The organism is Actinoplanes ianthinogenes (genome assembly GCF_018324205.1).
Taxonomy (GTDB): domain Bacteria; phylum Actinomycetota; class Actinomycetes; order Mycobacteriales; family Micromonosporaceae; genus Actinoplanes; species Actinoplanes ianthinogenes.
Genome location: NZ_AP023356.1, coordinates 8,197,180 through 8,222,954 on the forward strand (window position 1 = coordinate 8,197,180; position 25,775 = coordinate 8,222,954).

At 72.2% G+C, this 25,775-nt stretch carries 22 protein-coding genes; 12 read left to right on the forward strand and 10 right to left on the reverse strand.

What is annotated here, in order from left to right; genetic code table 11:
* Positions 1-722 precede the first annotated feature (722 nt).
* A complete protein-coding gene (locus Aiant_RS36855) occupies positions 723-1,610 on the reverse strand; it encodes a hypothetical protein (RefSeq protein ID WP_189331629.1) in 888 nt (295 codons plus the stop codon).
* 1,177 nt (positions 1,611-2,787) lie between these two features.
* The gene (gndA, locus tag Aiant_RS36860; protein ID WP_189331628.1) at positions 2,788-4,227 is read right to left on the reverse strand and encodes an NADP-dependent phosphogluconate dehydrogenase; all 1,440 of its coding nucleotides are present in this window, start codon (positions 4,225-4,227) and stop codon (positions 2,788-2,790) included.
* Between the two features lie 236 nt (positions 4,228-4,463).
* Between gndA and Aiant_RS36865 the strand changes: the two genes are divergently transcribed.
* From Aiant_RS36865 to Aiant_RS36880, 4 genes are all read left to right on the forward strand, one after another.
* Positions 4,464-4,778, forward strand: coding sequence for a type II toxin-antitoxin system PemK/MazF family toxin (locus tag Aiant_RS36865; RefSeq protein ID WP_185041564.1), 315 nt, complete (start codon positions 4,464-4,466; stop codon positions 4,776-4,778).
* A 159-nt stretch (positions 4,779-4,937) separates the two neighbouring features.
* Complete coding sequence (locus Aiant_RS36870; protein ID WP_229830265.1) at positions 4,938-6,347, forward strand: PP2C family protein-serine/threonine phosphatase; 1,410 nt, start codon at positions 4,938-4,940, stop codon at positions 6,345-6,347.
* 67 nt (positions 6,348-6,414) lie between these two features.
* Positions 6,415-7,668, forward strand: a complete 1,254-nt coding sequence (locus tag Aiant_RS36875) for a hypothetical protein (RefSeq protein ID WP_189331627.1) — start codon at positions 6,415-6,417, stop codon at positions 7,666-7,668.
* A complete protein-coding gene (locus Aiant_RS36880) occupies positions 7,665-8,645 on the forward strand; it encodes a glutamate ABC transporter substrate-binding protein (protein WP_189331626.1) in 981 nt (326 codons plus the stop codon). The genes Aiant_RS36875 and Aiant_RS36880 overlap by 4 nt, the downstream gene beginning before the upstream one ends.
* Here the strand turns inward: Aiant_RS36880 and Aiant_RS36885 are convergent.
* The gene (locus tag Aiant_RS36885; protein ID WP_212846616.1) at positions 8,633-10,090 is read right to left on the reverse strand and encodes an MFS transporter; all 1,458 of its coding nucleotides are present in this window, start codon (positions 10,088-10,090) and stop codon (positions 8,633-8,635) included. The two genes, Aiant_RS36880 and Aiant_RS36885, sit on opposite strands and share 13 nt — an antisense overlap.
* A gap of 87 nt (positions 10,091-10,177) precedes the next feature.
* Between Aiant_RS36885 and Aiant_RS36890 the strand changes: the two genes are divergently transcribed.
* Positions 10,178-10,816: a TetR/AcrR family transcriptional regulator gene (locus Aiant_RS36890; RefSeq protein ID WP_189331624.1), complete on the forward strand. Its 639-nt coding sequence runs from the start codon at positions 10,178-10,180 to the stop codon at positions 10,814-10,816.
* Here the strand turns inward: Aiant_RS36890 and Aiant_RS36895 are convergent.
* Positions 10,781-11,248: a GNAT family N-acetyltransferase gene (locus tag Aiant_RS36895; protein WP_189331623.1), complete on the reverse strand. Its 468-nt coding sequence runs from the start codon at positions 11,246-11,248 to the stop codon at positions 10,781-10,783. The genes Aiant_RS36890 and Aiant_RS36895 overlap by 36 nt on opposite strands.
* A gap of 45 nt (positions 11,249-11,293) precedes the next feature.
* Here Aiant_RS36895 and Aiant_RS36900 point away from each other — a divergent pair, with 45 nt between their 5' ends.
* Together Aiant_RS36900 and Aiant_RS46720 are read left to right on the forward strand one after the other, a co-directional pair.
* Positions 11,294-11,689, forward strand: a complete 396-nt coding sequence (locus tag Aiant_RS36900; protein WP_212846618.1) for an NUDIX domain-containing protein — start codon at positions 11,294-11,296, stop codon at positions 11,687-11,689.
* Between the two features lie 31 nt (positions 11,690-11,720).
* On the forward strand, positions 11,721-14,738 hold the full coding sequence (locus tag Aiant_RS46720) for an ATP-binding protein (RefSeq protein ID WP_189331621.1): 3,018 nt from the start codon (positions 11,721-11,723) through the stop codon (positions 14,736-14,738).
* Here Aiant_RS46720 and Aiant_RS36910 read toward each other — a convergent pair.
* Positions 14,697-15,452, reverse strand: coding sequence for an ABC transporter permease (locus Aiant_RS36910; RefSeq protein WP_189331620.1), 756 nt, complete (start codon positions 15,450-15,452; stop codon positions 14,697-14,699). The two genes, Aiant_RS46720 and Aiant_RS36910, sit on opposite strands and share 42 nt — an antisense overlap.
* Entirely contained in the window at positions 15,449-16,366 is a 918-nt protein-coding gene (locus Aiant_RS36915) for an ATP-binding cassette domain-containing protein (protein ID WP_189331619.1), read from the reverse strand. The genes Aiant_RS36910 and Aiant_RS36915 overlap by 4 nt, the downstream gene beginning before the upstream one ends.
* A gap of 235 nt (positions 16,367-16,601) precedes the next feature.
* On the opposite strand from Aiant_RS36915, the gene Aiant_RS36920 reads away from it, so the two are divergent.
* Both Aiant_RS36920 and Aiant_RS36925 read left to right on the forward strand, forming a co-directional pair.
* Entirely contained in the window at positions 16,602-17,015 is a 414-nt protein-coding gene (locus Aiant_RS36920) for an RDD family protein (protein WP_189331618.1), read from the forward strand.
* Between the two features lie 108 nt (positions 17,016-17,123).
* On the forward strand, positions 17,124-17,855 hold the full coding sequence (locus Aiant_RS36925) for a hypothetical protein (RefSeq protein ID WP_189331617.1): 732 nt from the start codon (positions 17,124-17,126) through the stop codon (positions 17,853-17,855).
* Positions 17,856-17,862: 7 nt separating this feature from the next.
* On the opposite strand, the gene Aiant_RS36930 is transcribed toward Aiant_RS36925, so the two are convergent.
* Together Aiant_RS36930 and Aiant_RS36935 are read right to left on the reverse strand one after the other, a co-directional pair.
* The gene (locus Aiant_RS36930; RefSeq protein WP_189331616.1) at positions 17,863-18,171 is read right to left on the reverse strand and encodes an NIPSNAP family protein; all 309 of its coding nucleotides are present in this window, start codon (positions 18,169-18,171) and stop codon (positions 17,863-17,865) included.
* Positions 18,168-18,620, reverse strand: a complete 453-nt coding sequence (locus Aiant_RS36935; RefSeq protein ID WP_189331615.1) for a group II truncated hemoglobin — start codon at positions 18,618-18,620, stop codon at positions 18,168-18,170. Before Aiant_RS36935 ends, Aiant_RS36930 begins: the two co-directional genes overlap by 4 nt.
* Positions 18,621-18,687: 67 nt before the next feature.
* Here Aiant_RS36935 and Aiant_RS36940 point away from each other — a divergent pair, with 67 nt between their 5' ends.
* Positions 18,688-19,956: an erythromycin esterase family protein gene (locus Aiant_RS36940; protein WP_189331614.1), complete on the forward strand. Its 1,269-nt coding sequence runs from the start codon at positions 18,688-18,690 to the stop codon at positions 19,954-19,956.
* A gap of 188 nt (positions 19,957-20,144) precedes the next feature.
* On the forward strand, positions 20,145-21,263 hold the full coding sequence (locus Aiant_RS36945; RefSeq protein ID WP_189331613.1) for an alpha/beta fold hydrolase: 1,119 nt from the start codon (positions 20,145-20,147) through the stop codon (positions 21,261-21,263).
* A gap of 136 nt (positions 21,264-21,399) precedes the next feature.
* On the opposite strand, the gene Aiant_RS36950 is transcribed toward Aiant_RS36945, so the two are convergent.
* Together Aiant_RS36950 and Aiant_RS36955 are read right to left on the reverse strand one after the other, a co-directional pair.
* Complete coding sequence (locus Aiant_RS36950; protein ID WP_212846620.1) at positions 21,400-22,770, reverse strand: MFS transporter; 1,371 nt, start codon at positions 22,768-22,770, stop codon at positions 21,400-21,402.
* 34 nt (positions 22,771-22,804) lie between these two features.
* Positions 22,805-23,446 carry an acetyltransferase gene (locus Aiant_RS36955; protein ID WP_189331612.1) on the reverse strand — a complete coding sequence of 214 codons (642 nt, stop codon included), beginning with the start codon at positions 23,444-23,446 and terminating at the stop codon, positions 22,805-22,807.
* Between the two features lie 168 nt (positions 23,447-23,614).
* Here Aiant_RS36955 and glgX point away from each other — a divergent pair, with 168 nt between their 5' ends.
* The gene (gene glgX, locus Aiant_RS36960) at positions 23,615-25,723 is read left to right on the forward strand and encodes a glycogen debranching protein GlgX (RefSeq protein ID WP_189331611.1); all 2,109 of its coding nucleotides are present in this window, start codon (positions 23,615-23,617) and stop codon (positions 25,721-25,723) included.
* Positions 25,724-25,775: the final 52 nt, after the last annotated feature.

Consider the following 25,775-nt stretch of genomic DNA (forward strand, 5'->3'; position numbering starts at 1 on the left):
ACTGTCCGCGGCCGGTTCCGGAGATCAACCCCCGGCTGGCCCCCAGCGCCCTATCCCATGCCCGGATAGGGCCGTCACGGCCAGCCGGTCACTGCTCGGCTGGTCCTCAGCGCCCTATCCCGTTCCTGGTTGGGGCCGTCAGGGCCAGCCGGGCATTCCTCGGCTGGTCCTCAGCGCCCTATCCCGTTCTTGTATAGGGCCGTCAGGGCCAGCCGGTCACTGCTCGGCTAGTCCTCAGCGCCGTGGGCAAAAGCGATCGCCGCCCTCTTCCCTGTCCGCGGCTGGTTCCGGAGATCGAAACCCCGGCTGGCCTCCAGCGCCCTATCCCATGCCCGGATAGGGCGCTGGATGCCAGCCGGACACTGCTCGGCTGGTCCTCAGCGCCCTATCCCGTTCTTGTATAGGGCCGTCAGGGCCAGCCGGACATTCCTCGGCTGGCCCTCAGCGCCCTGGGCAGACGCGGGATCGGGCCAAGCCGCTTGACACCCCTGGTGCAGGGGATGTGTTCGCTGTCCGCGGTGCTCACCGAACCCTGAAGCGCGCTCAGGCCCCCTAGGTTTCTCACGAAACGCCGCCGGTGAGATGGGCTCGGCTTTTCCGACGCCGCGGGGTTTGCGGTGGCGGAAAAGACGCGCCCATCTCACCGGTTACAAGGCGTTTTGTGCGCGGAGCGAAGCGGAGCCAGCCAGCCCAGTTTTGTGCGCGGAGCGAAGCGGAGCCAATCAGCCCGTCACGGTGAGGGCGGAGAGGCCGGCCACGGCTTGCAGGTCGACGCCTGCCTCGGTGGAGCCCCAGCCGTTGGCGGTGAAGTTGCGACCAGGGGCGATGCCCTGGTGGGTGGTGCCGCCGAGGGTGACCTGGCCGGCGCCGGACTCGACGCGGACGCGGACCGGGGTGGCGTCCGAGAGGGTGACCCGGAACTGGTCGACGCCGCCGGTCATCCGGATCGGGAGGACGCCGCGGGGCTCGGGCAGGGACAGGTCGATGCGGCTCGCCCCGCCGTTGAGGTCCAGGGCGGCGAGATCGGCATCGGTCAGGTTCAGGCGGCTGTGCGCGGTGCCGCCGTCCAGGCGCAGGGTCCAGCGGACCGCCGCGCTGAGCACGATCGTGACGACGGCCGAACCGCCGCTGCCGTCCGAACGCAGGTGCAACCGGACCGCGTCGCCGTCCTGGTCGATCGCCGGGGTGAGGCCGCTGTCCGGCGGGGTGCTGATCCGGTACAGGTCGTCGCCGAGGTCACCGGCGCTCAGCTCGACGACGGTGGCGCTGTCGACGAGGTCGAAGGACGCTTCGGCGCGGCCGCCGGCCGGGGCGGTCAGCGACTTGCCGGGGGCGGGCGCGTTGTCGGCGGGCGGGTTCGCGGCCTTCTGGGCGGGGGCGGTGGCCGCCGCGGCGCCCTGGGAGGCGTCGGTGCTCTGCCGGGGGACCAGCAGGAACGCGGCGACCAGCCCGGCCAGTCCGAGCGCGGCGGCACCCAGCAGCAGCGGTTTGCGGCGGCGGGCGGCGCCGGGAAGCGGTTCGAGGTCCGGTGGCGCGCTCCAGCCGGGCAGCGGGTAGGCCGAGGTGAACCCGGGATCGTCGAACGGATCGGTGGCCGGCGGGTAGGGCACCCCGGAGACCGGAGCGAATCCGGTCGGGTCGGTGTCCTCCTCGGCGAACTCGGCCGGATCGGGCGCGGGCCACGCGCCGGTCGCGTCGAGGCCAGGCTCCCCGGGATGAGACGCGGCCGACCCACCGGTCGTATCCGGGCTGGGCTCGCCACGATCAGGCGTGGCCGACCCGCCGGTCGGATCCGGGCTGTTTTCGCCGCGATCAGACGTGGCCCACTCTCCGGTCGGGGCGGAGCTGGGTTTGCCGGGGTCTGGTGTGGCCCATTCACCGGTCGGATCCGGGCTGTTTTCACCGCGATCAGGCGTGGCCCACTCTCCGGTCGGGGCGGAGCTGGGCTTGCTGGGGTCTGGTGTGGCCCATTCACCGGTCGGGGCTGGACCGGGTTTGCCGGGATCAGGCGCGGCCCACTCTCCGGTCGGGGCGACGCTGGGTTTGCCGGGATCAGGCGTGGCCGACCAGCCGGTCGGTTCCGGGCTGGGTGCGCCGGGGTCCGGTGCGAGTTCGATCGTCGGGGCCGGGCGGGGCGCGGGGGCGGGCGCCGGGGGAGGGTCGGTTTCGGCCAGGGTGGCGGGGCGGGGGGCCGGGACCGGGTGGGTGCCGGGGGCAAACGTCACCGGGTGATCGGTTTCGGTCGGGGGAATGCCGGCCGGATCGTCGCTCATCGCTCCTCCTGCGCCCGTGGTCTTGACCATGACTACGGAGATGGGCGCCATCCGGATCGGTGCCGGGCAGAAGAGGGAGGCTGTGCCGGGTGGGAGCTCGGGTGCGCCGGTGGGAAAGCGGCGCGGAAGTGGGCCGGCGCCGGGAGAAGGGGCGGCGGCCGTGGGGCGGGGGCGGGAGCGCTCCGGCTGGGAAGTGCGGGCGGAGGAGGGCCGGGGCCGGGAGAGGCGGCGGCCGTCGGGCGGGGGCGGCCCGGTTGGGAAGTGCGGGCGGAGGAGGGCCGGGGCCGGGAGAGGCGGCGGCCGTGGGGCGGGAGCGGCCCGGTTGGGAAGTGCGGGCGGGCGAGGGCCGGGGCCGGGAGAGGCGGCGGCCGTGGGGCGGGAGCGGGAACGGCCCGGTTGGGAAGTGCGGGTGGACGAGGGGCGGGGCCGGGAGGGAGCGACGGGACCGCGGGGCGGGACGGCAACGCCCCGGCTGGGTGGCCGGGGCGTTGGGCGTACCGTAAAAGGGTTTGAATCAGGCGTCGACCTCGGGGCGGCCCTCGGCGGCCCAGAGGGTGTGGAACGAGCCCTCCTTGTCGACGCGGCGGTACGTGTGTGCGCCGAAGAAGTCGCGCTGGCCCTGGATCAGGGCGGCCGGCAGGCGGGCGGCGCGCAGGCCGTCGTAATAGGCCAGGGCGGAGGCGAAGCCCGGCGCCGGGATGCCCTGCTGGGCGGCCGTGACCACGACGCGCCGCCAGGCGTCCTGGGCGCCGCTGACCGCGTCCAGGAAGTAGTCGTCGACCAGCAGCGTGGCCAGCTCCGGGTTCTTGTCGTACGCCTGCTTGATGAAGTCCAGGAACTTCGCCCGGATGATGCAGCCGGCCCGCCAGATCTTGGCCATCGCGCCCGGGTCGATCGCCCAGCCGTACTCCTTGCTGGCCGCCTGGATCTGCTGGAAGCCTTGCGCGTACGCGACGATCTTGGAGGCGAACAGCGCCTGCTCGACGTCGGCGCGCAGGTCGCCACCGGCGTGCGCGGACCCCGCCGACGGGCCCGGCAGACCGGCGTCGGCCGCCGCCTTGCGCACGTCCGCGCCACCGGACAGGGCGCGGGCGAACACCGACTCGGCGATGCCGCTGACCGGCACGCCCAGGTCCAGGGCGGCCTGCACGGTCCAGCGGCCGGTGCCCTTCTGCTCGGCCTGGTCGGCCACGATGTCCACGAACGGCTTGCCGGTGGACGCGTCGACCTGCTTGAGCACCTCGGCGGTGATCTCGATCAGGTACGACCCGAGGCGGCCGGAGTTCCACTCGCCGAAGACGCCGGCGATCTCCTGCGGGGAGAGCCCGCCGACCTGGCGCAGCAGGTCGTACGCCTCGGCGATGAGCTGCATGTCGGCGTACTCGATGCCGTTGTGCACCATCTTGACGAAGTGGCCGGCGCCGTCCGGGCCGACGTGCACGCAGCACGGCTCGCCGTCGACCTTGGCGGCGATGTCCTCCAGCAGCGGGCCGAGCGCGTCGTACGACTCCTTCGGCCCACCGGGCATGATGCTCGGGCCGTGCAGCGCGCCCTCCTCGCCGCCGGACACCCCGGCGCCGACGAAGTGCAGCCCCTTGGCCTTGAGCGCGGCCTCGCGGCGGCGGGTGTCCGCGTAGTGCGCGTTACCCGCGTCGATCAGCATGTCGCCCTCTTCGAGCAGCGGGGCGAACTCGTCGATCACGGCGTCGGTGGCCGGCCCGGCCTTCACCATGATCACCACGCGGCGGGGGCGCTCCAGGCTCGCCACGAACTGCTCGGCGGTCTCCGAGGGCAGGAAGGTGCCCTCGTGGCCGAACTCCTCGACCAGCTCCTTGGTCCGGCCGTAGGAGCGGTTGTGCAACGCCACGGTGTGCCCGTGCCGTGCAAAGTTGCGGGCCAGATTGCGGCCCATCACCGCAAGGCCGGTGACTCCGATCTGCGCCTTCTGCGACATCCCTACGTCCTCTCGTAACCGGCCCGTGACGGGCCCCGCGTTAATTTCTACGGGATCGGGCGGTCGGGAGTTCGACCACGTCCACGTGGTGAACAGCTCAGCTCACCCATCTGCCCATACTGCCTGCCGGGCGATGTGGTGCGACACGCAAAGGGGCGGACGCGGCGTAGATCGGCGCGGCGGTACGCTTCCTGCCATGCCCAACCGGACCGTGCCGTCATCCGGTCGGTGCTGACGTGCGCCGGGGCGAGATCTGGACCATCGGCGACCGCTCGGATCTGCGTTACCGCGTGCTCGTGCTCTCCGCGGACAGTTACAACGAGCGGGACAACGCCTCGCCGTACTGCGCTCCGATCGTCCGCCAGCGGGGCGTGACCGAGCTGCCGCCGTACGCCGTCGCCCTCACCGAGCAGGACCCGATCACCGGCGTCGTGGTGGTGAACCGGATGCGCCGGCTGCCCGCCTCGGTCGGCGCCGAGCGGATCGGCATGGTGACCGGCGCCAGCATGGCCCGGTTGGCCGAGGCCGTGCGGGATCTTTTCGAGCTGTGACCTCCGATCAAGCCTGACCAGCCCCCGAAAGCCTTACGCCCGACCGGGTGACCTGTGCGTCGATGCGCGCAGGCAGCGCGACAGCCCGGATGATCGGGGGATGTGATCGCCCGCGCGCTGGCGTAACAAAGAGGCCAGAGACGACGGGGAGGTCGGTCGGTGGGTGGTCAGGCGTCCGCGCAGGCGTTGAGCGATCGATGGCACGCCCCCGGCGCTGCGGTCGATCAGGCGGCCGGTCTGCTCGCCGGGCGAGCCCGGTGCCGGGTCGCCGACGCCTATCGGCACCTGATGCGGATCGCGGCTGAACAGCGCCGGGATCCGGCCGCGGTGGCGGCCCGGATGATCGGGCTGCTGGACACCGGCGAGGGCCCCGGGCTGATCGACGCGGCCACCGACCGGCTCGCCGACGTGGAGAGCCTCGCCAATCTCGGCTGGGGCGAGTGGAACCTGGTCACCGGGGAGGTCTACTGGTCACCCCAGGTGTACCGGATCTACCAGCGCGATCCGGGGCTCGGCCCGCTCACCCCCGCCGAGGGCCGGCGGCTGGCGGTGGGTGGCGAGCACTCGCTGCGCGAGGCGGCGCTCGACGCGGCGCGCGGATCGGATCGCATCGAGCTGCTGACCCGGGTCCGGATCGCCGGCCGGGTCCGGCGGTTGCGGACCATCGCGGAGACCGTCCGGGACGACGACGGGCGCCCGATCCGCCTGTTCGGCGTCATCCAGGACGTCACCGAGCAGCAGGTCAGCGCCCAGCAGCTGGCGAAGGTGGAACACGAGCTGGACGAGCAGCGCCGGGCCGCCGACGCCGAGCACGACCTGGCGCTGCGACTCCAGGAGATCATCCTGCCGATCCCGGACGAGCCGATCGAGCTGCCCGGGCTCAAGGCCGCGGTCCGCTACCTGCCGGCCGGGCAGGACTCGATGGTCGGCGGCGACTGGTACCACGCGGCCGCCCTGCGCGACGGGACCGTGCTGCTCGCGGTCGGCGACGTCACCGGGCACGGCACCCAGGCGGCCAGCAACATGGCCCAGCTGCGGCACGCCCTGCGCGCGCTGACCGTGGTGGACAGCGACCCGGCCACCCTGCTCGGGCACCTCAACCGGCTCACCTGCGAGCTGGAGCGGGAGTCGCCGGAGCTGGCCGCGACCACGGTGATCGCGCGCTTCGACCCGGGCCGGCAGCAGCTGACCTGGGCACAGGCCGGGCATCCGCCGCCGCTGCTGTGCCGGGCCGGGCGCACCGCGCCGCTGGCGCGTCCCGCCGGGCCGATGCTCGGGGTGATGGAGGACGCCCGGTACGCCACCGCGGTCACCGACTTCCACCCCGGCGACGTGCTGCTGCTGTACACCGACGGCCTGGTGGAATATCGCGGGCAGTGCCTGGACGCCGGCCTGGACGCGGTGATCGGCGCGGTCGACGCCGCGGTCCGCGCCGCCCCGCAGCAGCCGCTCGCCGAGCTGGTCGGCCGGCTGCGCCGGGCCAATCCGGACGACGACACCTGCATCCTGGCGGTCCGCCCGTCCACCGGACACACCCGCGACCTGCGGCACCTGATGAGCCGCGGCTAGTCACGGATCGCGTTGCCGGCGCCCCGTACTGTCATCGGCAGTCGTCTGTGAACTCGGGGGGTGGGCGTTGCCGACAGTCCTGCGCCGTCTCGCCACGCCGGATCTGTACCGCCTGATGGCGATCACGCTGATCGTGCTCGGCGTCGGTCTGGGTGGCAGCGCGCTCGCCACCGTGCACCACCGCGCCACGCTGACCGAGGACATCACCACGGTGAGCGGGCCGCTGAGCGTCGGCGCCCAGGAGCTGTACCGGTCGCTGTCCGACGCCGACGCCACCGCGGCCACCGCGTTCCTGAGCAACGGCGCCGAGCGCAACGACCTGCGCCAGCGGTATCTGGACGACCTGGCCCGGGCGAGCGCGGCGCTGACCGTCGCCACCCGCGACGCCGACGACGCGGACGCGGCCCGGCTCGCGGTGCTCACCGCCCAGCTGCCGGTCTACACCGGACTGGTCGAGACGGCCAGGTCGTACAACCGGCTCGGCACCCCGCTGGGCGGGGCCTATCTGCGGGAGGCGTCCGGGCTGATGCGGCAGACGCTGCTGCCGCAGGCCCAGGGGCTGTTCGCGTCGGCGCAGGACCGGGTGGACGACGCGCAGCGCGACGCCGTCGGCTTCCCCTGGCCGGTGCTCTCGCTCGGCCTGCTCACCCTGGCCGGGCTGATCCTCGCCCAGTCGACGCTCGCCCGCCGGACCAACCGGGTGTTCAACCTCGGCCTGGTCGCCGCCAGCCTGGTCGCGCTGATCGTGCTGGCCTGGTCGGCCACCGCGCTGAGTGCCGCCGCGAGCCGGGTGGACGCCGGCCGGGGCGAGGGCTCGGCGCTGGTCTCGGCGCTCGCCGACGGCCGCCGGCTGGCCCTGCAGGCCCGCGCCGACGAGGCGCTCACGCTGATCGCCCGGGGCAGCGGCGCCGCGTTCGAGAAGGACTACGTCGCGGTGATGGCCGATCTGGACCGGGTGCTCGGCGCCGCCGCCGCGCACGCCCCGGCCGCCGACCGGCAGCTCATCCAGCAGGCGCGCGAGCACGCCGACCGCTGGTCCGACATGCACCGCAACCTGCGCGAGCTGGACGACCGGGGTGATTACCTGGGCGCGGTGGCGCAGGCGACGGCGACCGGCAAGGGCGACCTGCCGGCCGTCTTCGGCCAGCTCGACAGCGCGGTGAGCACCGCCCTGGCCACCGCGAACGACCGGGTGGACCGGCAGGCCGGGCAGGGCGGCTCGGCCCTGACCGGTCTGGAGATCGCCCTGTTGCTGCTCACCGGTGGCCTGGTCGCCGCGGTGATCCTCGGTTTCCGGCCCCGGCTCAAGGAGTACCGATGAAGCGAGTCGTCGCCACCGTCGCCCTGCTGGCCCTGCTCACGCCGCTCGCCGCGTGCGGCTCGGAGGCCACCGCGCCGCACTCCGCCGAGGGCGTCCGGGCGGCCCTGCCGCTGCCGGAGAACGTGCAGGACCCGGCCGAGATCCCGAGCGCCCGGCCGGCCCCGGACTGCGACCCCCGGGCCAGCCTGCGCCCGGCCGGCGCGCTGCCGGCTCCCGGGCGGATGCCGGCCGGCTCGACGATGGCCAAGATCGTCGCGCGGGGCCGGCTGATCGTCGGCATCGACCAGAACGCGTATCTGTTCGGGTACCGCGACCCGAACACCGGCGACCTGGTCGGCTTCGAGATCGAGATCGCGCGGGCGATGGCCCAGGCGCTCTTCGGCGACGCCAAGAAGATCCAGTTCCTGGCGATCACCACGGCCGACCGGATCCCGGTGCTCCAGAGCGGCAAGGCCGACATGGTGGTCCGGACCATGTCGATGACCTGCGAGCGCTGGCAGCAGGTGTCGTTCTCCACCGAGTACCTGACGTCGCACCAGCGGCTGCTGGTCCGCAAGGGCTCCGGGATCAGGGAGTTCACCGACCTGGGCGGCCGCAAGGTCTGCGCCACCCGAGGCAGCACCAGCATCGTCACCATCGCGGAGCAGCCGTCCAAGCCGATCCCGGTGGCCACCGACAGCACCCTGGACTGTCTGGTCATGCTCCAGCAGGGCCAGGTGGACGCGGTCTCCACCATCGACGTGCTGCTGGCCGGGCTGGCCGCACAGGACCCGAGCACCGAGGTGGTGGGCAGGTTCTCCACCAACGAGCCGTCCGGGATCGGCATCGCGAAGAACTCGCCCGACCTGGTCCGCTTCAGCAACGCCGTGCTCGACAAGATGCGCTCCGACGGCTCCTGGACGGCGATCTACAACCGCTGGCTGCGAGGCCCGCTCGGTGCGGCCCCGGCGCCGCCGGCCCCGGTCTATCGCGACTGACCGCTCTCCGTGGCCACCGTCTGGGGCTCGGTGGCGGGTGCGGGCGCCGGCTCGGCGGAGCGCAGCCGGGTCGCGAGCAGGGCGGCCAGGGCCATCAGGACCGCGGCCACCCCGAAGACGGTGTCCACCCCGGCCGTCAGCGCCTCCGGCGCCGCCGCCGCACCGGCGACCGTCAGCCCACCGCTGCGGGCCGCGACGACCGTGGCCAGCAGCGAGCCGAACGCGGCCGCCCCGATCGCCCCGCCCAGCGACTGGAAGAACCGGATCCCGGTGGTGGCCGCCCCGAGCTGGTGCCGCGGCGCGTTCCGCTGCACCGCGACGATCAGCTTGCCGAGCAGCTGGCCGAACCCGATGCCGAGCAGCGTCAGCTCGGCCCGGATGAGCCACAGTGACGTGTCGGCCCGGGTCAGGGCGAGCGCGCCCAGGGCCAGCGCGGCGCAGCTGGTGCCGATCACGAGGGTGGTGCGCAGCGACGTGGTGAACCGGGCGAACGCGATGCCGGACAGCGCGATCCCGGCTGCCAGGAACGCCGGGTAGGTGCCCGCCGCGCCGGCGCTGATCCCGCGCCCGACCTGGAGATACACCATCAGGTAGACCATCACGCCGACCAGTGCCACGCCGACCAGCGCCTGGATCACGAAGCTGTCCCGGACGGCCGGGATGCGGAACAGGCCGGGCGGCAGGACGGGGTCCGGGCTGCGCCGCTGCCACCACAGGAATGCGACCAGGCAGGCGACCGCGACGGCGGCCAGGCCGAGGATCACGGCGGACGACCACGGGTAGCGGTCGCCGCCCCAGTCGCAGACCAGCAGCAGGGCCGCGGCGAACCCGCCGACCAGCCCGGCGCCGAGCAGGTCGACGTGGGTGCTCGCGCCGTGCCGGGGCAGCCGCAGCACGATCAGGGCGCCGGTCACGATCAGGGCGCCCAGCGGCACGTTGACGTAGAAGATCCAGCGCCAGTCGCCGTGGTCGGCGAACCAGCCGCCGATCAGCGGGCCGATCGCCATGCCGAAGCCGCCGACCAGGCCGGCCACGCCGCTCGGCCCGGACCGGTCGCCGGGCTCGCGCAGGTGCGCCATCACCACCATGGAGACGCTCATCAGGCCGCCCGCGCCCAGGCCCTGCACCGCCCGGAACGCGATCAGCTGCCCCATCGTCTGTGCCGTCCCGCAGAGCACCGAGCCGAGCAGGAACAGCAGCACGGTGCCGACGAAGACCCGGGCCGGACCCCAGACGTCGCACAGCCGCCCGTAAAGGGGCAGCGCCACCGTGGCGGCCAGGGTGAACGCGGCGACCAGCCAGGCCACGTGGTCGACGCCGTGCAGCGGGTCGAGGTCCCGGACGATCGGGACGATCGCCGCGGAGACGATGTTCTGATCCAGGATCGCCAGGACGATCGTCAACAGGCACAGGATCATGCCGATCCCGCGCTCCACTCTGCTCATCGAGGTCATGCTGCGACCGTACGGAAGAATTTTGGTCTTGGTCAAGGTTTTGTCTGTGACCAAATTTGACTCTGGTAAAGTTCGGGCATGGACGTCGGCCTTCGGGAACGCAAGAAGCTGGAGACCCGCCGGGTGCTCTGGGAGACCGCCATCGAGCTGTTCGTCGAGCGCGGCTTCGACAACGTGGCGATGGCCGAGATCGCGGCCGCGGCCAATGTCTCCAAGACCACCGTCTTCAACTACTTCGGCAGCAAGGAGGACCTGGTCCTGGGCCCGGCCGAGGAGCACCTCGACGAGCCGGCCCGGGTGGTTCGCGAGCGTGCCCCCGGCGAGTCGCCGATCGCGGCGCTGCGCCGGCATTTCCTGGCCGCGCTCGCCGAGCGGGACGCCGCCACCGGGCTCAGCGACCAGCCCAACGTGCTCCGGGTGCAGGGCCTGATCACCGGCACCCCGGCGCTGCTGTCGCGGCTCTACACCGGAGCCGCGCGCGGCCAGCAGCTGCTCGCGGCCGAGCTGGCGACGCTCGTCGACGCGCCCACCGCCCGGCTCGCCGCCGCCCAGATCGCCGCCACCCGCATGGTGCTGACGATGGAGAACCGGGACCGGATCCTGGCCGGCGAGTCCGCCGACGCGGTGTACCCGGAGGCGGCGGCCCGGGCCGCGCTCGCCTTCGACCTGCTCGACGGCGGGTTAGCGGTGCTCTTTCATCAGGTGGACCAGGGTTAGGTCGGGGCGGACCTGCTCGCGGTGCGTCTCGGCGTAACCGCAGCGTTCGTACAGCCGGATGTTGCCGCTGCTCAGGTGGCCGGTGAACAGGGCGAACCACTCGGCCTCGCCGTGGGCGGCGGCCTCGATCGCGGCGAGCAGCCGGGTGCCGATGCCGCGGCCCTGCTGGTCCGGGGCGACGACCAGGCGGCCGATGCGCAGCACCGGGCCGTCCAGCCGGCCGCGGGCCGCGCCGACGATCCGCGCGCCGAGAGTGGCCTTCACCGCGAGGTCGCCGGTCAGCTCGGCGGTCAGCTCGTCCAGGGTCTGCACCAGGGCCGGCAGGTGCGGATCGTCGTAGAGCTGGGCCTCGACGACGTAGGCGGCTCGCTGGAGGGTGAGGATCTCGCCGGCGTCGGCCGGTCCCGCCGGGCCGATCACGATCTCATCCATGCGCCCATGATCCTCCGCGCCGGGGCGTTTGACAGGATGTCCGGTGTGAAACCGTCGGTGTCCTGTGTCTTCGTCTGTCACGACGGGGACGGCAAGATTCTGCTGGCCAGGCGTTCGGCGCAGGCCCGTGACGAGCCCGGTGCCTGGGACTGCGGGGCCGGGGCGCTCGAGTTCGGCGAGACGTTCGAGGCGGCGGTGACCCGGGAGGTCGTCGAGGAGTACGTCGCCGCGCCACTGGAGATCGTGCAGCTCGGGGTGCGCAACGTGCTGCGCGAGGATCCGCCGTCGCACTGGGTGGCGGTGGTGTTCTCGGTGCGGGTGGATCCGGCCCAGGTGCGGATCGGGGAGCCGCACAAGTTCGACGAGCTGATCTGGTGTGCGCCGGGTGAGTTGCCGGAGCCGCGGCATTCGCAGTTGGAGGCTACGTTGGCACTGCTGTGAACCGCAGGTTTGAGCGCTAGCGTCGGCGTCGATGGACGTGGAGCTGACGCTGTTGACGCGGGTGCGTCACCGTGGGGTGGAGATCGGCGGATCCCGGCTCGGTGACCTGCTCGCGCTGCTGGCCGGGGAGCCGGCAGCCGGGTGCGGGCCGGGCCGGCTGATCGCCGAGTTGTGGCCCGAGGAGCAGCCGGACCATCCGGTGAAGGCGTTGCAGACGCTGGTGGCCCGGGCGCGGGCGCGGCTCGGGGCGGAGGCGATCCGGAGCACGCCGGCCGGGTATCGGCTGGCGCTCGCTCCGGAGCAGGTGGACTCGTCGGCGGTGGTGCTGCGGGCGGCGGCGAGTGAGCGGCTCACCCGGGCCGGGGACCACGCGGCGGCGCTGGCCGAGGCCGAGGCCGGGTTGGCGTTGTTCGGCTTTCCCTCCGGCTCCGGCGTCGGCGTCGGCTTCGGCCTCGACGCGGGTGAGGCGGCGGACGGGCCGCTCGGGGAGTTGCGGGCGGCTCGGGCGGCCACGCGGCGGGAGCTGGCCAGGGCGCGGGCGCTGGCACTGGCCCGGCTGGGGCGGCCCGCCGCCGGAGCGCTCGACGAGGTGCTCGCGGAGCGGCCGCGGGACGAGGAAGTGCTGCTCGAGTTGCTGCGGTGCGAGGCGGCGGAGCAGGGGCCGGCGGCGGCCCTGGCCAGGTATGACGCCTATCGGCGGGGCCTGCGGGACGAGCTCGGCGCGGATCCGGGCCCAGCCCTGCGGGCCGCGCACCGGGAGCTGTTGCTGACGGACGCGCCGGTGGTCCGGCAGGGACTTCGGTACGAACCGAACGCGCTGCTCGGCCGGGACGCGGACGTGGCGGCGGTGGGCGGACTGCTGCGGACGCATCGGGTGGTGTCCGTGGTCGGCGCCGGCGGCATCGGCAAGACCCGGCTGGCCCAGGCGGTCGGGCGGCGGGCGACCCACCGCCTGGTGTACCTGGTCGAGCTCGCCGGGGTGACCCGGGACGATGACGTGCTCGGGGCGGTCGCGGCGGCGCTCGGGCTGGGCGCGGCGGCCGGGATCGCCGGAATCGTCGGCGCGCTGGAACCCGGGCCGGCCCTGCTCGTCCTGGACAACTGCGAGCAGGTGATCGACGGGGTGGCCGGACTGGTCCGGGCGCTGGTCGGGCTGGCCGGCGCGGTGACCGTGCTGACCACCAGCCGGGCGCCGCTCGGGCTGTCGTCGGAGGTCGTCTACGCGCTGCCCGAGTTGGACCTGCCGACCAGTGTGGAGCTGTTCACGCAGCGGGCGCGGGCGGCGCGGCCGGGTGCCGACCTGCCGGCGGACGCGGTCCGGGAGCTGTGCCGGCGGCTGGACGGGCTGCCGCTGGCGGTGGAGCTGGCCGCGGCCCGGATCCGGATCATGTCGCCGGCGGAGATCGCCGAGCGGTTCAGCCTGCACCAGGGTGGTGGGCGGGACCTGCCCGAACGGCACCGGACCCTGCACGCGGTGATCGACTGGAGCTGGCACCTGCTCGACGCGGACGGGCAGGCGGCCATGCGGTTGCTGTCGATCTTTCCGGGCGGGTTCACCCGGGGGCTCGCCGGCGACGCGGTGGTGGCGCAGCTGGTCGACCAGTCGCTGGTCAAAGTCATCGACAGCCCGGGCGGGACGCGGTTCCGGATGGTCGAGACGGTGCGGGAGTTCAGCACGGCGCGGCGGAGCGAGGCCGGGGAGACCGAGGCGGCGACCGAGCGGCTCCTGGCGTGGGCACGGGAGCGGGGTGTCCGGGACGCGACCGATTACGCGGCGGGCCTGGTGTCCGCGGTCGACGAACTGCGGGACGAGCAGGAGAACCTGGTCCTGGCGTTGCGGCTCGGGCTGGAGCGCAATGACGGGGCGACGGTGGCGGCGGCCGGGGCGTTGCTCGGGGCGTTGTGGCTGACCGACTCGAACATCACCCGGCTGGCGTCGCTGGCCGGCGAGGTGCCGGCGGTGCTGGCGCGATATCGGCCCGAGGCCGCCTATGTCGAGGCCACCCGGACCACCGCGGTCTGGTGCGCGATGATCAGCTATCTCACCCGCGGGCCACGGCCGGTGCGGGCCCTGGCGGTGCTGCGCCGGCTCCCGCCGCCGGCGCCGGGGACGCTGATCGGCGCCGCGCAGACGGTGCTCGGCGCGGCCGACGTGCGGGCGCTGGGCGACAGCGACGATCCGCTGGTCGCCGGGCTGGCTCAGTACGCGCGCAGCTACCAGGCCGAACACGCCAACGAGCCGGAGGCCGCGCTGCTCGCGGCCCGGCGCATGCTCGACCGTCTCGGCGCGACGGACCCGTGGCTGCGGGCGCTCGCGCACGCGCGGATCGGGGAACTGTGCTTGCAGGCGGCGCCGGGGGAGGAGGCGTTCCGGCACCTCGACACCGCCTTGTCGATCATGGAGGAGCTCGGGGCGTGGTCGAGCGCGGCGCGGGCGCGGTGGGCGATCGTGCTGGCCGACCTGCAACGAGGGGCGTTCGACCGGGCCGAGCAGGGGCTCGACCAGCTGAGCCGGGGTGTGCTGGCCGAGGAGGCCGGGCCGATGATGTTCGACCTGTGCAGCCGGGCGGAGATCCTGCTGGGGCGCGGGGACGTCGACGGCGGGCTGCGGTTGTGGCGCCAGGCCGCGGCGGGAGTGCGGCAGTCCGAGGGGCTGTGGGCCGGTGAGGTGCTCGCGGTCGCGGTGATCGCGCACTGCCGGTACGGACGGTCGGACCTGGTGGCCGACCTGGCCTCGGTGGTGACGGAGCGGCTGGCGGTGCTGCTGCCGGAGGCGCCGGTGGCGGTCTTCCGGATCTGCGGGGTGATGCTGGTGGCCCGGGCGGCGTTCGCGCGTGCGGGCGGGCGGCTGCTCGCGGTCGCCGAACGATTCGGATTTTCCGGTACGTTTCAGTCGGTGCCCGCCGTGGCGGCGGCGGTGCGGGAGGCCGATCGGCCGGCATACTCGGCTGCGGTGCAGGAGTATGCCGGCCTCGATGCCACCGAGCTCCGCCTGATCGCGGCCTCGTTACTGGGCGGGGTCTCGCCGGAACAGCAGGCGAGCCCATAGATAGCCGCCCGCCGCCAGGACCAGGCACCAGGTGACCGCGACCAGACCGTTGCCGCCGATCGCGGTGCCGAGCAGCAGGCCGCGCAGGCTGTCGATGATCGGCGTGAACGGCTCGTGCGCGGCGAACCAGCGGACCGCACCGGACATCGTCTCCGGCCGGACGAACGCGCTGCTCAGGAACGGCAGCAGCTGGGTGATCAGGGTGAACGGCGCGGTGCCCTCGGCGGTCTTCGCGGCCAGGCCGACCGCGACGCCGATCCAGGTCATCGCCACCGTGAGCAGGGCGATCACGCCGGCGGCGGCGAGCCAGCGGACCGGGTCGCCGGCCGGCCGGAAGCCCAGGGCGACGGCCACGGCCACCACCAGGGCAGCACTGAGCAGGGTGCGTACGGTGGAGCCGATGACGTGCCCGGTCAGCACCGAGGCACGGGAGATGGCCATGGTGCGGAACCGGTTGATGATTCCCTGGGTCATGTCCCGGTTCACGGCGAGGGCCGTGGTCGTCGAGCCGTAGCCGACGGTCATCAGCAGGACCCCGGCGACCAGGTAGTCGATGTAGGCGTCCTCGGACATGCCGGCGCTCAGCGCGCCGCCGAAGACCCCGACGAAGAGCAGCAGCAGGACGACCGGCATGCCGACCGTCATGATGATCGCGCTCGGGTTGCGGGCGGTGTGCCGCACGGTGCGCCGCACCATAGTCATCGCGTCGTTCATGGCGCCACCTCCGCCGTCCGGCCGGTCAGGGCCAGGAATACGTCTTCCAGGTCGGGGGAGTGCACGGACAGCTCCTCGGCCTCGATCCCCGCCCGGTCCAGCCGATCCAGCAGCTCGCGGGGCTTCGCCGCGGGAAGCCGGAGGGAGAGCCCGTCGTCGTCGCGCTCGCCGTCGGTGAAGAGCGCCGCGGCGGCGCCGAGCGTCCCGGCGTCCGCGAAGCGCAGCCGGACGTGGCCGCCCGGCACCCGGCGTTTCAGCTCGGCGGGCGTGCCGTCGGCGACGATCCGCCCGCCGTCGAGCAGCGCGACCCGGCCGGCGAGCTGGTCGGCCTCCTCCAGGTACTGCGTGGTCAGGAAGATGGTGACGCCGTCGGCCACCAGGTCCCGCACGGTCTGCCACATCATCCGGCGGCTGCGCGGGTCCAGTCCGGTGGTCGGCTCGTCCAGGAAGATCAGTCGCGGCCGCCCGATCAGAGTCATCGCCAGGTCCAGCCGCCGCCGCATCCCGCCGGAGTAGGTGGACGCGGCCCTGCCCGCCGCCTCCACCAGGTCGAACCGGTCGAGCAGCGCGGCGACGCGGTCCCGCCGCGCCGCCCGGCCGACGTGGTGCAGATCGGCCATCAGCTCCAGGTTCTCCGCCCCGGTCAGCAGGTCGTCGACGGCGGAGAACTGCCCGGTCACCCCGATCATCCGGCGGATCGCCTCGGGTTCCCGCCGCAGATCGTGCCCGCCGACCGTCACCCGACCGCCGTCGAACCGGATCAGCGTGGACAGGATCCGGACCGCTGTCGTCTTGCCCGCCCCGTTCGGCCCCAGCAGCGCGAACGTCGTCCCGTCCGGCACCGTGAAGTCGATCCCGCCGAGCACCACCCGCTCCCCGAACGACTTCCGCAACCCCTCGACCTCGACCGTCATTCCGCCCTCCTCGTTGTCGTCGGGGAGAGCGTGCGCGGGCCCGGCTTCACCGCGGCGTCACGGCGGCTTCAGCAAGCTTCACCGCGGGGTCCAGCCGATAGTCGAGAGTGACAGCGTCGAAGGACGCCAGTGCTTCATCGAGCGAACGGCATGGCGCCGGGTCCGCGTGATGAGGCCAGGATCGAGTACCGTCGCGTCGCACCTTTGGGGGACGGGGGAGAGGAGCTCGGTCGCAATGGAGCAGGAACTGAGCTATGCGCATCCGGACGGGGTGCAGATCTCGCCGCTGGTGAGTCCGTTCGGGCGGCTGATCGCGCAGATCGCCGACGTGGTGCTGTTCGTGGGCACGGTGGGGATCGGGTGGCTGGTCTGGGCGGCGCTGGTGTTCGGGCGGGGGCAGACACCGGGGCGGCAGCTGCTCGGGCACGCCGTCGCCGACGTGCGGACCGGGCGGCCGGTCGGGTTCGGACGGATGGTCGTCCGGGAGCTGCTGGCGAAATGGCTGCTCTGGATCGTGCTCGGCACGGTGACGTTCGGGATCTACCCCGTGGTGGACGTGCTGTTCGTCTTCGGGGACCGGCAGCGGACGCTGCATGACCGGTTGGCCGGGGCCATCGTCGTACACAAATGGGGTCTTCCGCAGTGGTGAGCGTCGGAATGATCACGGTGATTCGGCAGGGGCGGGTCCGAGCCGCTATCGTCACGCGCCATACGCGCGGGAAGCACGCCCGCCAGATATAGGGAAGTGACAGACGTCATGAGGTTTGCTCCGCGCGCCGGCCTGGCCGCTCTCACCATCACCGCCGCCCTGCTCGCCGGGTGTGGCAACGGCGACAAGCCGGACACCGCGGCCCCGGCCGGCACGGCCGCCGCCAACGGCGTCGCCGACCTGGAGGCGGCCGCGATCCTGGAGAAGGCGAAGGCGGCGCTCAAGGCGGCGAAGTCCTTCCACGTCAAGGGCGCGGTGAGCGACAGCGGTGAGGTCACCAAGCTGGACCTGAAGGTGGCCGGCGCCGACGTCGCGGGCACCATCGACATGGGCGGCGCGACGCTGGAGATGCTCTCGGTCGGCGGCGCCCGCTACATCCGGCCGAACGAGGCCTTCTGGACGATGATCGACTCGTCCGGCGCGACCGCGAAGCTGATGAAGCAGGCCGTCGGCGACAAGTGGATCAAGCCGACCGCGAACGACGCCAGCCTGGGCTCGTTCTTCTTCGGCGCCTCGGACATCGACGAGATGCTGACGCCGGGCGGCGCGCTGAGCAAGGGCGAGGCGAAGCCGGTCGAGGGCGTGCCCGCGATCGGCCTGGTCGACGGCTCGGACGCGAAAACGGTGCTGTACGTCGCGACCAGCGGCGAGCCGTACCCGATCAAGATGGAGCGGCCGGCGCCGGAGGGCCTGACCTTCAGCGAGTTCAACCAGACCTTCCCGGAGATCAAGGCCCCGGCGGCCGCCGAGGTCGTCGACCAGGCGTCGCTCAAGAAGTAAGTCCGGGTCAGTCGGGCAGCAGCGGGCGCATAAAGGTGCGCTCGTAACGCAGGACGCAGCCGGACTCGTCGCGGATGCGGTCGGCGGCGAGGAACTCCGGGTCCGTGCCGAAGCGGCTGCGGTACTGCTCGTAGGCGGCGAGGCTGGGGAAGCTGAACAGCGCCTCGGCCTTGTCGCTGGCGCCCTCGGCGGGCAGGAAGTAGCCGTGGTGGACGCCGCCGTGCGCGCCGACCAGGCGGATCCACTCGCGGGCGAAGCGCTCGAAGGCCTCGATCTGGCGGGGATCGATCGTGTAGTGCACGACGCAGGTGATCACCCGGACATTGAACCCGACCACGACCAGTGCGGCATCCGGGTGGTCTCCGGGACGGTCGCCGTGGCCGGGAACACGGCGGCGACCTCGCGGGTGGCGCAGTGCATGTAGTCGTGCAGGACGGCGTGCAGTTCCGGGTCGTCGGGCAGGGTGTGCGCCACCGCCTCGTCGAAGACCTCGGCGAACCGTTGCGAGAACGGGTCCTCGTCGCACTGGTTGGCGTGCACCCGCAGCATCGCGGCGTGACCGCCGAACCGCTCGGAGAAGACCGGCGGCCCGCCGAGCACCTCACCCCAGTAGTCGGCGAGCCGCTGGACGTGCTCCGGGTTGCCGACGTGCGAGAACGGGTGCTCCAGCACCGGGTCGGCCAGGCAGCGGGCGTGGAAGTCGGCGGCCAGGGCGAGCATCGCCGGCGCTCCGCCGGCGGCTTCGAAGAGCGTTGGGCGTTCCATCCGGTCATCATCTCAGGCGGACAAAGTCTGACGTATGGGGCGAAGCAGCAAGGGTAACTCTCGGAAAATGATCCGGTACGGGGACGAGGTGGCGTCGATCGCCCGGGAGCTGCGCGACCCGGGCGACCTGGAGATCCTGCTCGACCGCGCGGACTCCGCGCGGGTCGTCATGATCGGTGAGGCCACCCATGGCACGCACGAGTTCTATGCCTGGCGGTCGGCGCTCACCCAGCGGCTGATCGAGGAGCGCGGCTTCTCCTTCGTCGCGGTCGAGGGCGACTGGCCGGACTGCGAGCGGGTGGACGCCGCCGTCCGCGGTGGTCCCGGCGCGCCGGACGACCCCCGGTCCGCGCTGGTCCGGTACGACCGCTGGCCCACCTGGATGTGGGCGAACGAGGAGGTCGTGGACTTCACCCGCTGGCTGCACGGGTTCAACGCGGTCCGCCCGCCGGACGACCGGATCGGCTTCCACGGCCTGGACGTCTACTCGCTCTGGCAGTCGATGCGCGAGATCCTCACCTGGCTGCGCGAGAACGACCGTGACCTGGTGCCGGTCGCGCTGGACGCCTACCGCTGCTTCGAGCCGTTCAACGAGGACCCGAACGCGTACGGCTGGGCCACCCAGTTCGTCGGCGCCTCCTGCGAGGACAAGATCATCAAGATGCTCGCCGAGCTGCGCGACCGGGATTTCGGGGTGTGGCAGAACGCCGCCGTGGTGGCCGGCGCGGAGAACTATTACCGGACCATGGTGCGCGGCGGCCCGGACGCCTGGAACGGCCGGGACCGGCACATGGACGAGACCCTGGACCGGCTGCTCACTCGGTACGGCCCCACCTCGAAGGCGGTGGTCTGGGCGCACAACACGCACGTCGGCGACGCCCGCGCCACCGACCAGGCCGACAACGGCGAGCTGACCCTCGGGCAGCTGGCCCGGGACCGGTACGGCTGGGACGAGGTCCTCCTGGTCGGCATGGGCTCGTTCCGCGGCAGCGTGGTGGCCGGCGCGCAGTGGGGCGCCGCGATGGAGTCGATGCCGGTGCCGCCCGCCCGGTCCGGTTCCCTGGAGGAGATCCTGCACCTGACGGCCCCGCGGAACGCCCTGTTCGTCTTCCCGGCCGGCGACGACGCCCCGGATCTGCTCACCACGGTTCTGCCGCACCGGGCGATCGGCGTGGTCTACCGCCCGGAGCGGGAGCGCTGGGCGAACTATGTACCGACCGTGCTCGGCGACCGTTACGACGCGTTCCTGTGGTTCGACGAGTCGCGCGCCCTGCGCCCGCTGCACACGCTGCGGGTGAACGCGCACGAGCCGGAGACATACCCGAGCGGTGTGTAATCACATTTGAAGAAGCGATTAAATCGATCTTTGCAGTGCCGGTTGTTCATCAGCCTAGTGACGTGCGCCAATGAATGATCGTCACGAACCTATGGCCGGGGAATGGGCATCTTCCGAGTGTGATCCGCATTACGCTGTGCGTTCATCCGATCATCCTATTCGGATCTTCCTTCGGAACTGGGGTGTCCATGAACAAAATCGTCCGCCCACTCCTGGCCGTGCTGCTGAGCGTGACCGGGATCGTCGCGGCGACCGCCCAGCCGGCGGTCGCCGCGACGGAGTCCACGGCCCTCGCCCCCGGACTCGTGCTGTCCAGCTCGACCGCCACCCTCCCGGCCGAGCTGTCCGCACTGGCGACCGGTAAACGCATCCAATACCTCTCCACCTCGATCACCGGCAGCGCGATCACCGCGACCGGCCTGATCCTCACCCCCAGGACCGGCAAGAAGAACCGGACGGTCGCCTGGGCGCACGGCACCACCGGCCTGGCCGACCAGTGCGCGCCCTCCACCAACCAGGCCGTCTTCTGGCCGGAGGCCCGGACCGCGGTGGCCGAGCTGCTCAGCCGCGGCTGGACGGTGGCCGCGACCGACTATCCCGGCATCGGCACCCCGCAGGCACATCCCTACCTGATCGGGGCCAGCGAGGGCCGGGCGATCATCGACAGCGTCAAGGCGGCCCGCAACCTGGACTCGGCGCTGACCCCGCAGTACGTGATCGACGGGCACTCGCAGGGCGGGCAGGGCGCGCTGTTCGCCAGCCAGATCGCCCCGTCCTACGACGGGAATCTGGTGCTCAAGGGCACCTCGTCGATCGCGCCGGTGTCGAACACCGACACCATCGTGCCGCTGATCCCCGGCACCGCCGGGCAGGGTTACCTGGTCATGGCCCTGTACGGCCTGAACGCGGTGGACTCCGCCGTGCAGCCGTCGGCCATCCTGGCCCCTCCGGCCAAGGCCAAGGTCGGCGTGCTCAGTTCCGGCTGCCTGAACGAGATCCTGGCGGCGTACGAGAACCTGTCCGCGACGCAGCTCCTGGTCGGCGGCACCGTGCCGGACGCGGTGCTGGCGAAGTTCGTCCAGTACGACAACCCGGCGCAGACCGCGCCGAGCGCCCCGATCCTGGTGGTGCAGGGCACCGAGGACGAGGCGGTGCCCTATTTCGTCACCGCCGACCAGCTGATCCCGCAGCTTCAGGCGTACAGCCAGCCGGTCACCTTCGTGCCGATCGAGGGCGCCACCCACGACACCTCGGTGATCGAGTCCGCCGATCTGGTGGCCGATTGGATCGCCGCTCGGTTCGCGTGACATCAGCATTGTTCTGACTGCCATTTCACAAGCGATTTACGGTACGCCGGGGAGCCCCGTCCGCAGATCATCCGCGGGCGGGTGCTCCGGGCGTACCGAAAGCGGGTCTGAAGGTTTTGGGGTTGATCGGAAACGGTCAGCGGGACAGTGCCGTCGTGGGTGGGGTGTGTGCGTGCTCGCGGGCCCAGGCGCCGGTGCTGGCGCGCCCGAGCAGCAGCACGCCGACGCCGAGCCCGACCAGGATCCACGCGCCGGCGTGGCCGCTCCCGGAGACCAGGACCGCGCCGATCACCGCGACGCCGAGGGCGCTGCCGACCTGCCGGCTGGTCGAGGCGATGGCGGCGGCCACCCCGGCCCGCTCGCGCGGCATGCCGGAGACCGCGGTGGTGGTGATCGGCGTGTTGACCATGCCGAAGCCGATCCCGAACAGCAGGTACCCGAGCAGCAGCGGCCAGGCGGCGGTGTCCGGCCCGGCCCAGGTCAGCGGCAGCACGCCGAGCGCCATCCCGCTCCCGGCGATCAGCAGCGGCAGGCGGGTGCCGCGGGTGCCGACCAGCCGCCCGGCGAGGGGCGAGACCAGCGCGGTCGCCGCGGCCATCGGCAGCGTCCAGAGGCCCGCCTCCCAGGCGGAGAGGCCGCGGGTCTCCTGCAGGTACAGCGCGTTCAGGAACAGGAAGCCGCCCAGGCCGGAGAAGGCGCAGATCGCGATCAGAACGGCACCGGAGAACGGTGGACTGCGGAACAACGCGAGGTCGATCAGCGGCTCGGCGCGGCGCGGCTCCCACCGGAGCAGGCCGAGCAGGGCGAGCCCGCCGACCCCGAAGCAGGCGAGGATCTCCCGCGACGACCAGCCGGCGCCCGGACCCTCGATGATCCCGAAGGTCACCGCGGCGAGCAGCAGGAACACCAGGAGCTGACCGACCGGGTCGAGGCGGCGCGGGTGCGGCGCCCGCGACTCGGGGACGAACAGGGCGGTGAGGATCAGCGCGGCGACGCCGATCGGCACGTTGATCCAGAAGATCGACTGCCAGCCGAAACCGTGCACCAGGAAGCCGCCGACCAGCGGGCCGATCGCCATGCCGAAACCGGTCACCGCACCCCAGACGCCGATGGCGCGGGCACGGTCGCGCGGCTCGGTGAAGGTGTTCGTGATGATCGACATGGCGACCGGGTTGAGCATCGAGCCGCCGATCGCCTGGAGGACCCGGAAGGCGACCAGCGCCTCCAGGTTCGGCGCGACGCTGCACAGCAGGGACGCCGTGGTGAAGATCGCCAGGCCGGTCTGGAACACCCGGCGGCGGCCCACCCGGTCGGCGACCGACCCGGCCAGGACGAGCAGGCTGGCCAGGACCAGCGTGTAGCCGTCGATGGTCCACTGGAGGCCGGAGACCGGGGCGCCGAGGTCGTCGCGGATGGCGGGCAGCGCGATGTTCATGACGGTGACGTCCAGGCTGATGATCAGCAGGCTCATGCAGCAGATCGCCAGGACGAGGTAGCGGCGGGGCACGGGTCAGTTCTACCCGGCCACCCGGCGAGCCGCCCTACACGGCCGGGACGCCCTTGACGGTCTGCTCGGGGCGCACGTCCCGGATCACGCACCCGTTGGCGCCGACCCGGGCGCCCTCGCCGACGCTGCGGCCCTGCAACACCGACGCGTTGGTGCCGATCAGCGCCCGGCTGCCGATCCGGCAGCTCCCGGACACCGCCGCCGACGGGTTCACCTGCACACAGTCGCCGAGGACCGAGTCGTGCCCGACCGTCGCGTTCTGGTTCAGGTGCACGTGCCGCCCCAGCGTCACGTTCGTGGTCACCCGCGCCCCGGCGAACATCACCACGCCCTCGGCCAGCGTGGTCGCCGGCCCGACGGTCGCCGCCGGATGCACCAGCGGGGCGGCCGGCCGGCCCACTCCGTCCAGCCGTCCGGCGACCGCGGCCCGGATCCGCGGATCACCGATCCCGATCACGTAGCGGGCGTCCAGCCCTGCCAGCGTCGAGCTCGGCCCCAACCAGGCCGAGTCGAGCAGCCCGACCAGCCGCAGGTTCTCCTCCGACGGCGTGTCGTCGACGAACCCGATGACCTTCCACGGCACGTCGCCGACGTCGTTGACCGCGGCGATGATGCCGAAGATCTCCCGGCCGTGGCCGCCGCAGCCCACGATCACGATCGGTTCCGGCGTGCTCATGGCGGCGTGCCCAGCAGGTCCACCCCGGCCTCCCGTGAATATGAACAAAACCCACGATATCCACCAGCACTGTCACAGGTGACAGAACTACGGACACCCGTCGGATGAGCGGCGGGTCACATCGGCGGCGGGTTTTCCCGTGGTAACCATGTGGGCATGGCAGGCGGCATGAAGATCTGGCCAGGCAATCCGTACCCGCTGGGTGCGACCTACGACGGCGGTGGGACGAACTTCGCCATCTACTCCGAGGTCGCCGAGCGGGTGGAGCTGTGCCTGTTCGACGACGCGGGCATCGAGACCCGGGTCGACCTGCCGGAACGCGAGGCGCTGGTCTGGCACGGGTACCTTCCCCGGATCACGCCCGGCCAGCGGTACGGCTTCCGGGTGCACGGCCCGCACGACCCCGGGCAGGGGCTGCGCTGCAACCCGAGCAAGCTGCTGCTGGACCCGTACGCGAAGGCGATCGACGGGGACTATCGCTGGGACCAGGCCCTGTTCGGGTACAACTTCGGCGATCCGCAGTCGTACAACGACACCGACTCGGCCCCGTTCGCCCCGCGCTCCGTGGTGATCAACCCGTTCTTCGACTGGGGCAACGACCGGCCGCTGAAGATCCCGATGTGGGAGACGGTGATCTACGAGGCGCACGTCAAGGGCATGACGATCGGGCACCCGGACATCCCGGCGGACGTGCAGGGCACCTACTCCGGCCTGGCCCACCCCGCGATGATCAAGTATTTCCAGCGGCTCGGCATCACCGCCGTCGAGCTGATGCCGGTGCACCAGTTCGTGCACGACAGCGGCCTGATCGAGCGCGGCCTGACGAACTACTGGGGTTACAACACCATCGGCTTCTTCGCCCCGCACAACGGCTACTCCTCGTTCGGCGGGGGCGGCGGGCAGGTGCAGGAGTTCAAGTCGATGGTCAAGGCGCTGCACCAGGCCGGCATCGAGGTCATCCTGGACGTGGTCTACAACCACACCGCCGAGGGCAACCACCTCGGCCCCACCCTCTCGTTCCGTGGCATCGACAACGCCGCCTTCTACCGCCTGGTGGAGAACGACAAGCAGTACTACTACGACACCACCGGCACCGGGAACAGCCTGAACGTCCGGCACCACGAGTCACTGCGGCTGATCATGGACTCGCTGCGGTACTGGGTGACCGAGATGCACGTCGACGGCTTCCGGTTCGACCTGGCCGCCGCGCTGGCCCGGGAGTTCCACGAGGTGGACCGGCTCGCCGCGTTCTTCGACCTGGTCAACCAGGACCCGGTGGTCTCCCAGGTGAAACTGATCGCCGAGCCGTGGGACGTCGGCGACGGCGGTTACCAGGTCGGTGGCTTCCCGCCGAACTGGACCGAGTGGAACGGGAAGTACCGCGACTCGGTCCGCGACTTCTGGCGCGGCGAGCCGTCCAGCCTCGGCGAGTTCGCCTCCCGCTTCACCGGCAGCTCCGACCTGTACCAGGACGACGGCCGCCGCCCGATCGCGTCGATCAACTTCGTCACCGCGCACGACGGGTTCACCCTGCACGACCTGGTGTCGTACAACGACAAGCACAACGACGCGAACGGCGAGGGCAACCGCGACGGCGAGAGCTACAACCGCTCATGGAACTGCGGCGTCGAGGGGCCGTCCGACGACCCGGACGTCATCGTGCTGCGCGAGCGGCAGAAGCGGAACTTCCTGGCCACCCTGCTGCTCAGCCAGGGCGTCCCGATGATCGCCCACGGCGACGAGCTGGGCCGCACCCAGCAGGGCAACAACAACGTCTACTGCCAGGACAACGAGCTGAGCTGGGTGAACTGGGAGGACGCCCGCGAGGAGGACGTGCTCACCCACTTCACCCGGCTGCTGTTGAGGCTGCGCGCCGAGCACCCGATCTTCCGCCGCCGCCGCTTCTTCACCGGCTCCTTCGCCGACGAGAACAAGCTGCCGGACATCGCCTGGCTGCGTCGCGACGGCGAGGTGATGACCGATGCCGACTGGAACACCCGCAGCGGCATGACCATGACGGTCTTCCTGAACGGCCACGGCATCCCGGAACGCGACGCGCTCGGCGAGGAGATCACCGACGACTCGTTCCTGCTCCTGTTCAACCCCCTGAACGAGGACGTCGCGTTCACGCTGCCGCCCCGCGAGTACGGCAAGACCTGGGAGATCGTCGCCCACACCGCCGATCCGCTGCTGGCCCGCCGCCGCAAGACCGCCCGGGCCGCCAGCCGGGTCGACGTCGTCCGCCACGCGCTGGTGGTCCTCCGCTGCCGCTACTGAAAACCCGGTTTAGGTACGCCCCGAGCCGTCCCGGCACCACGTGAGCGGTGGT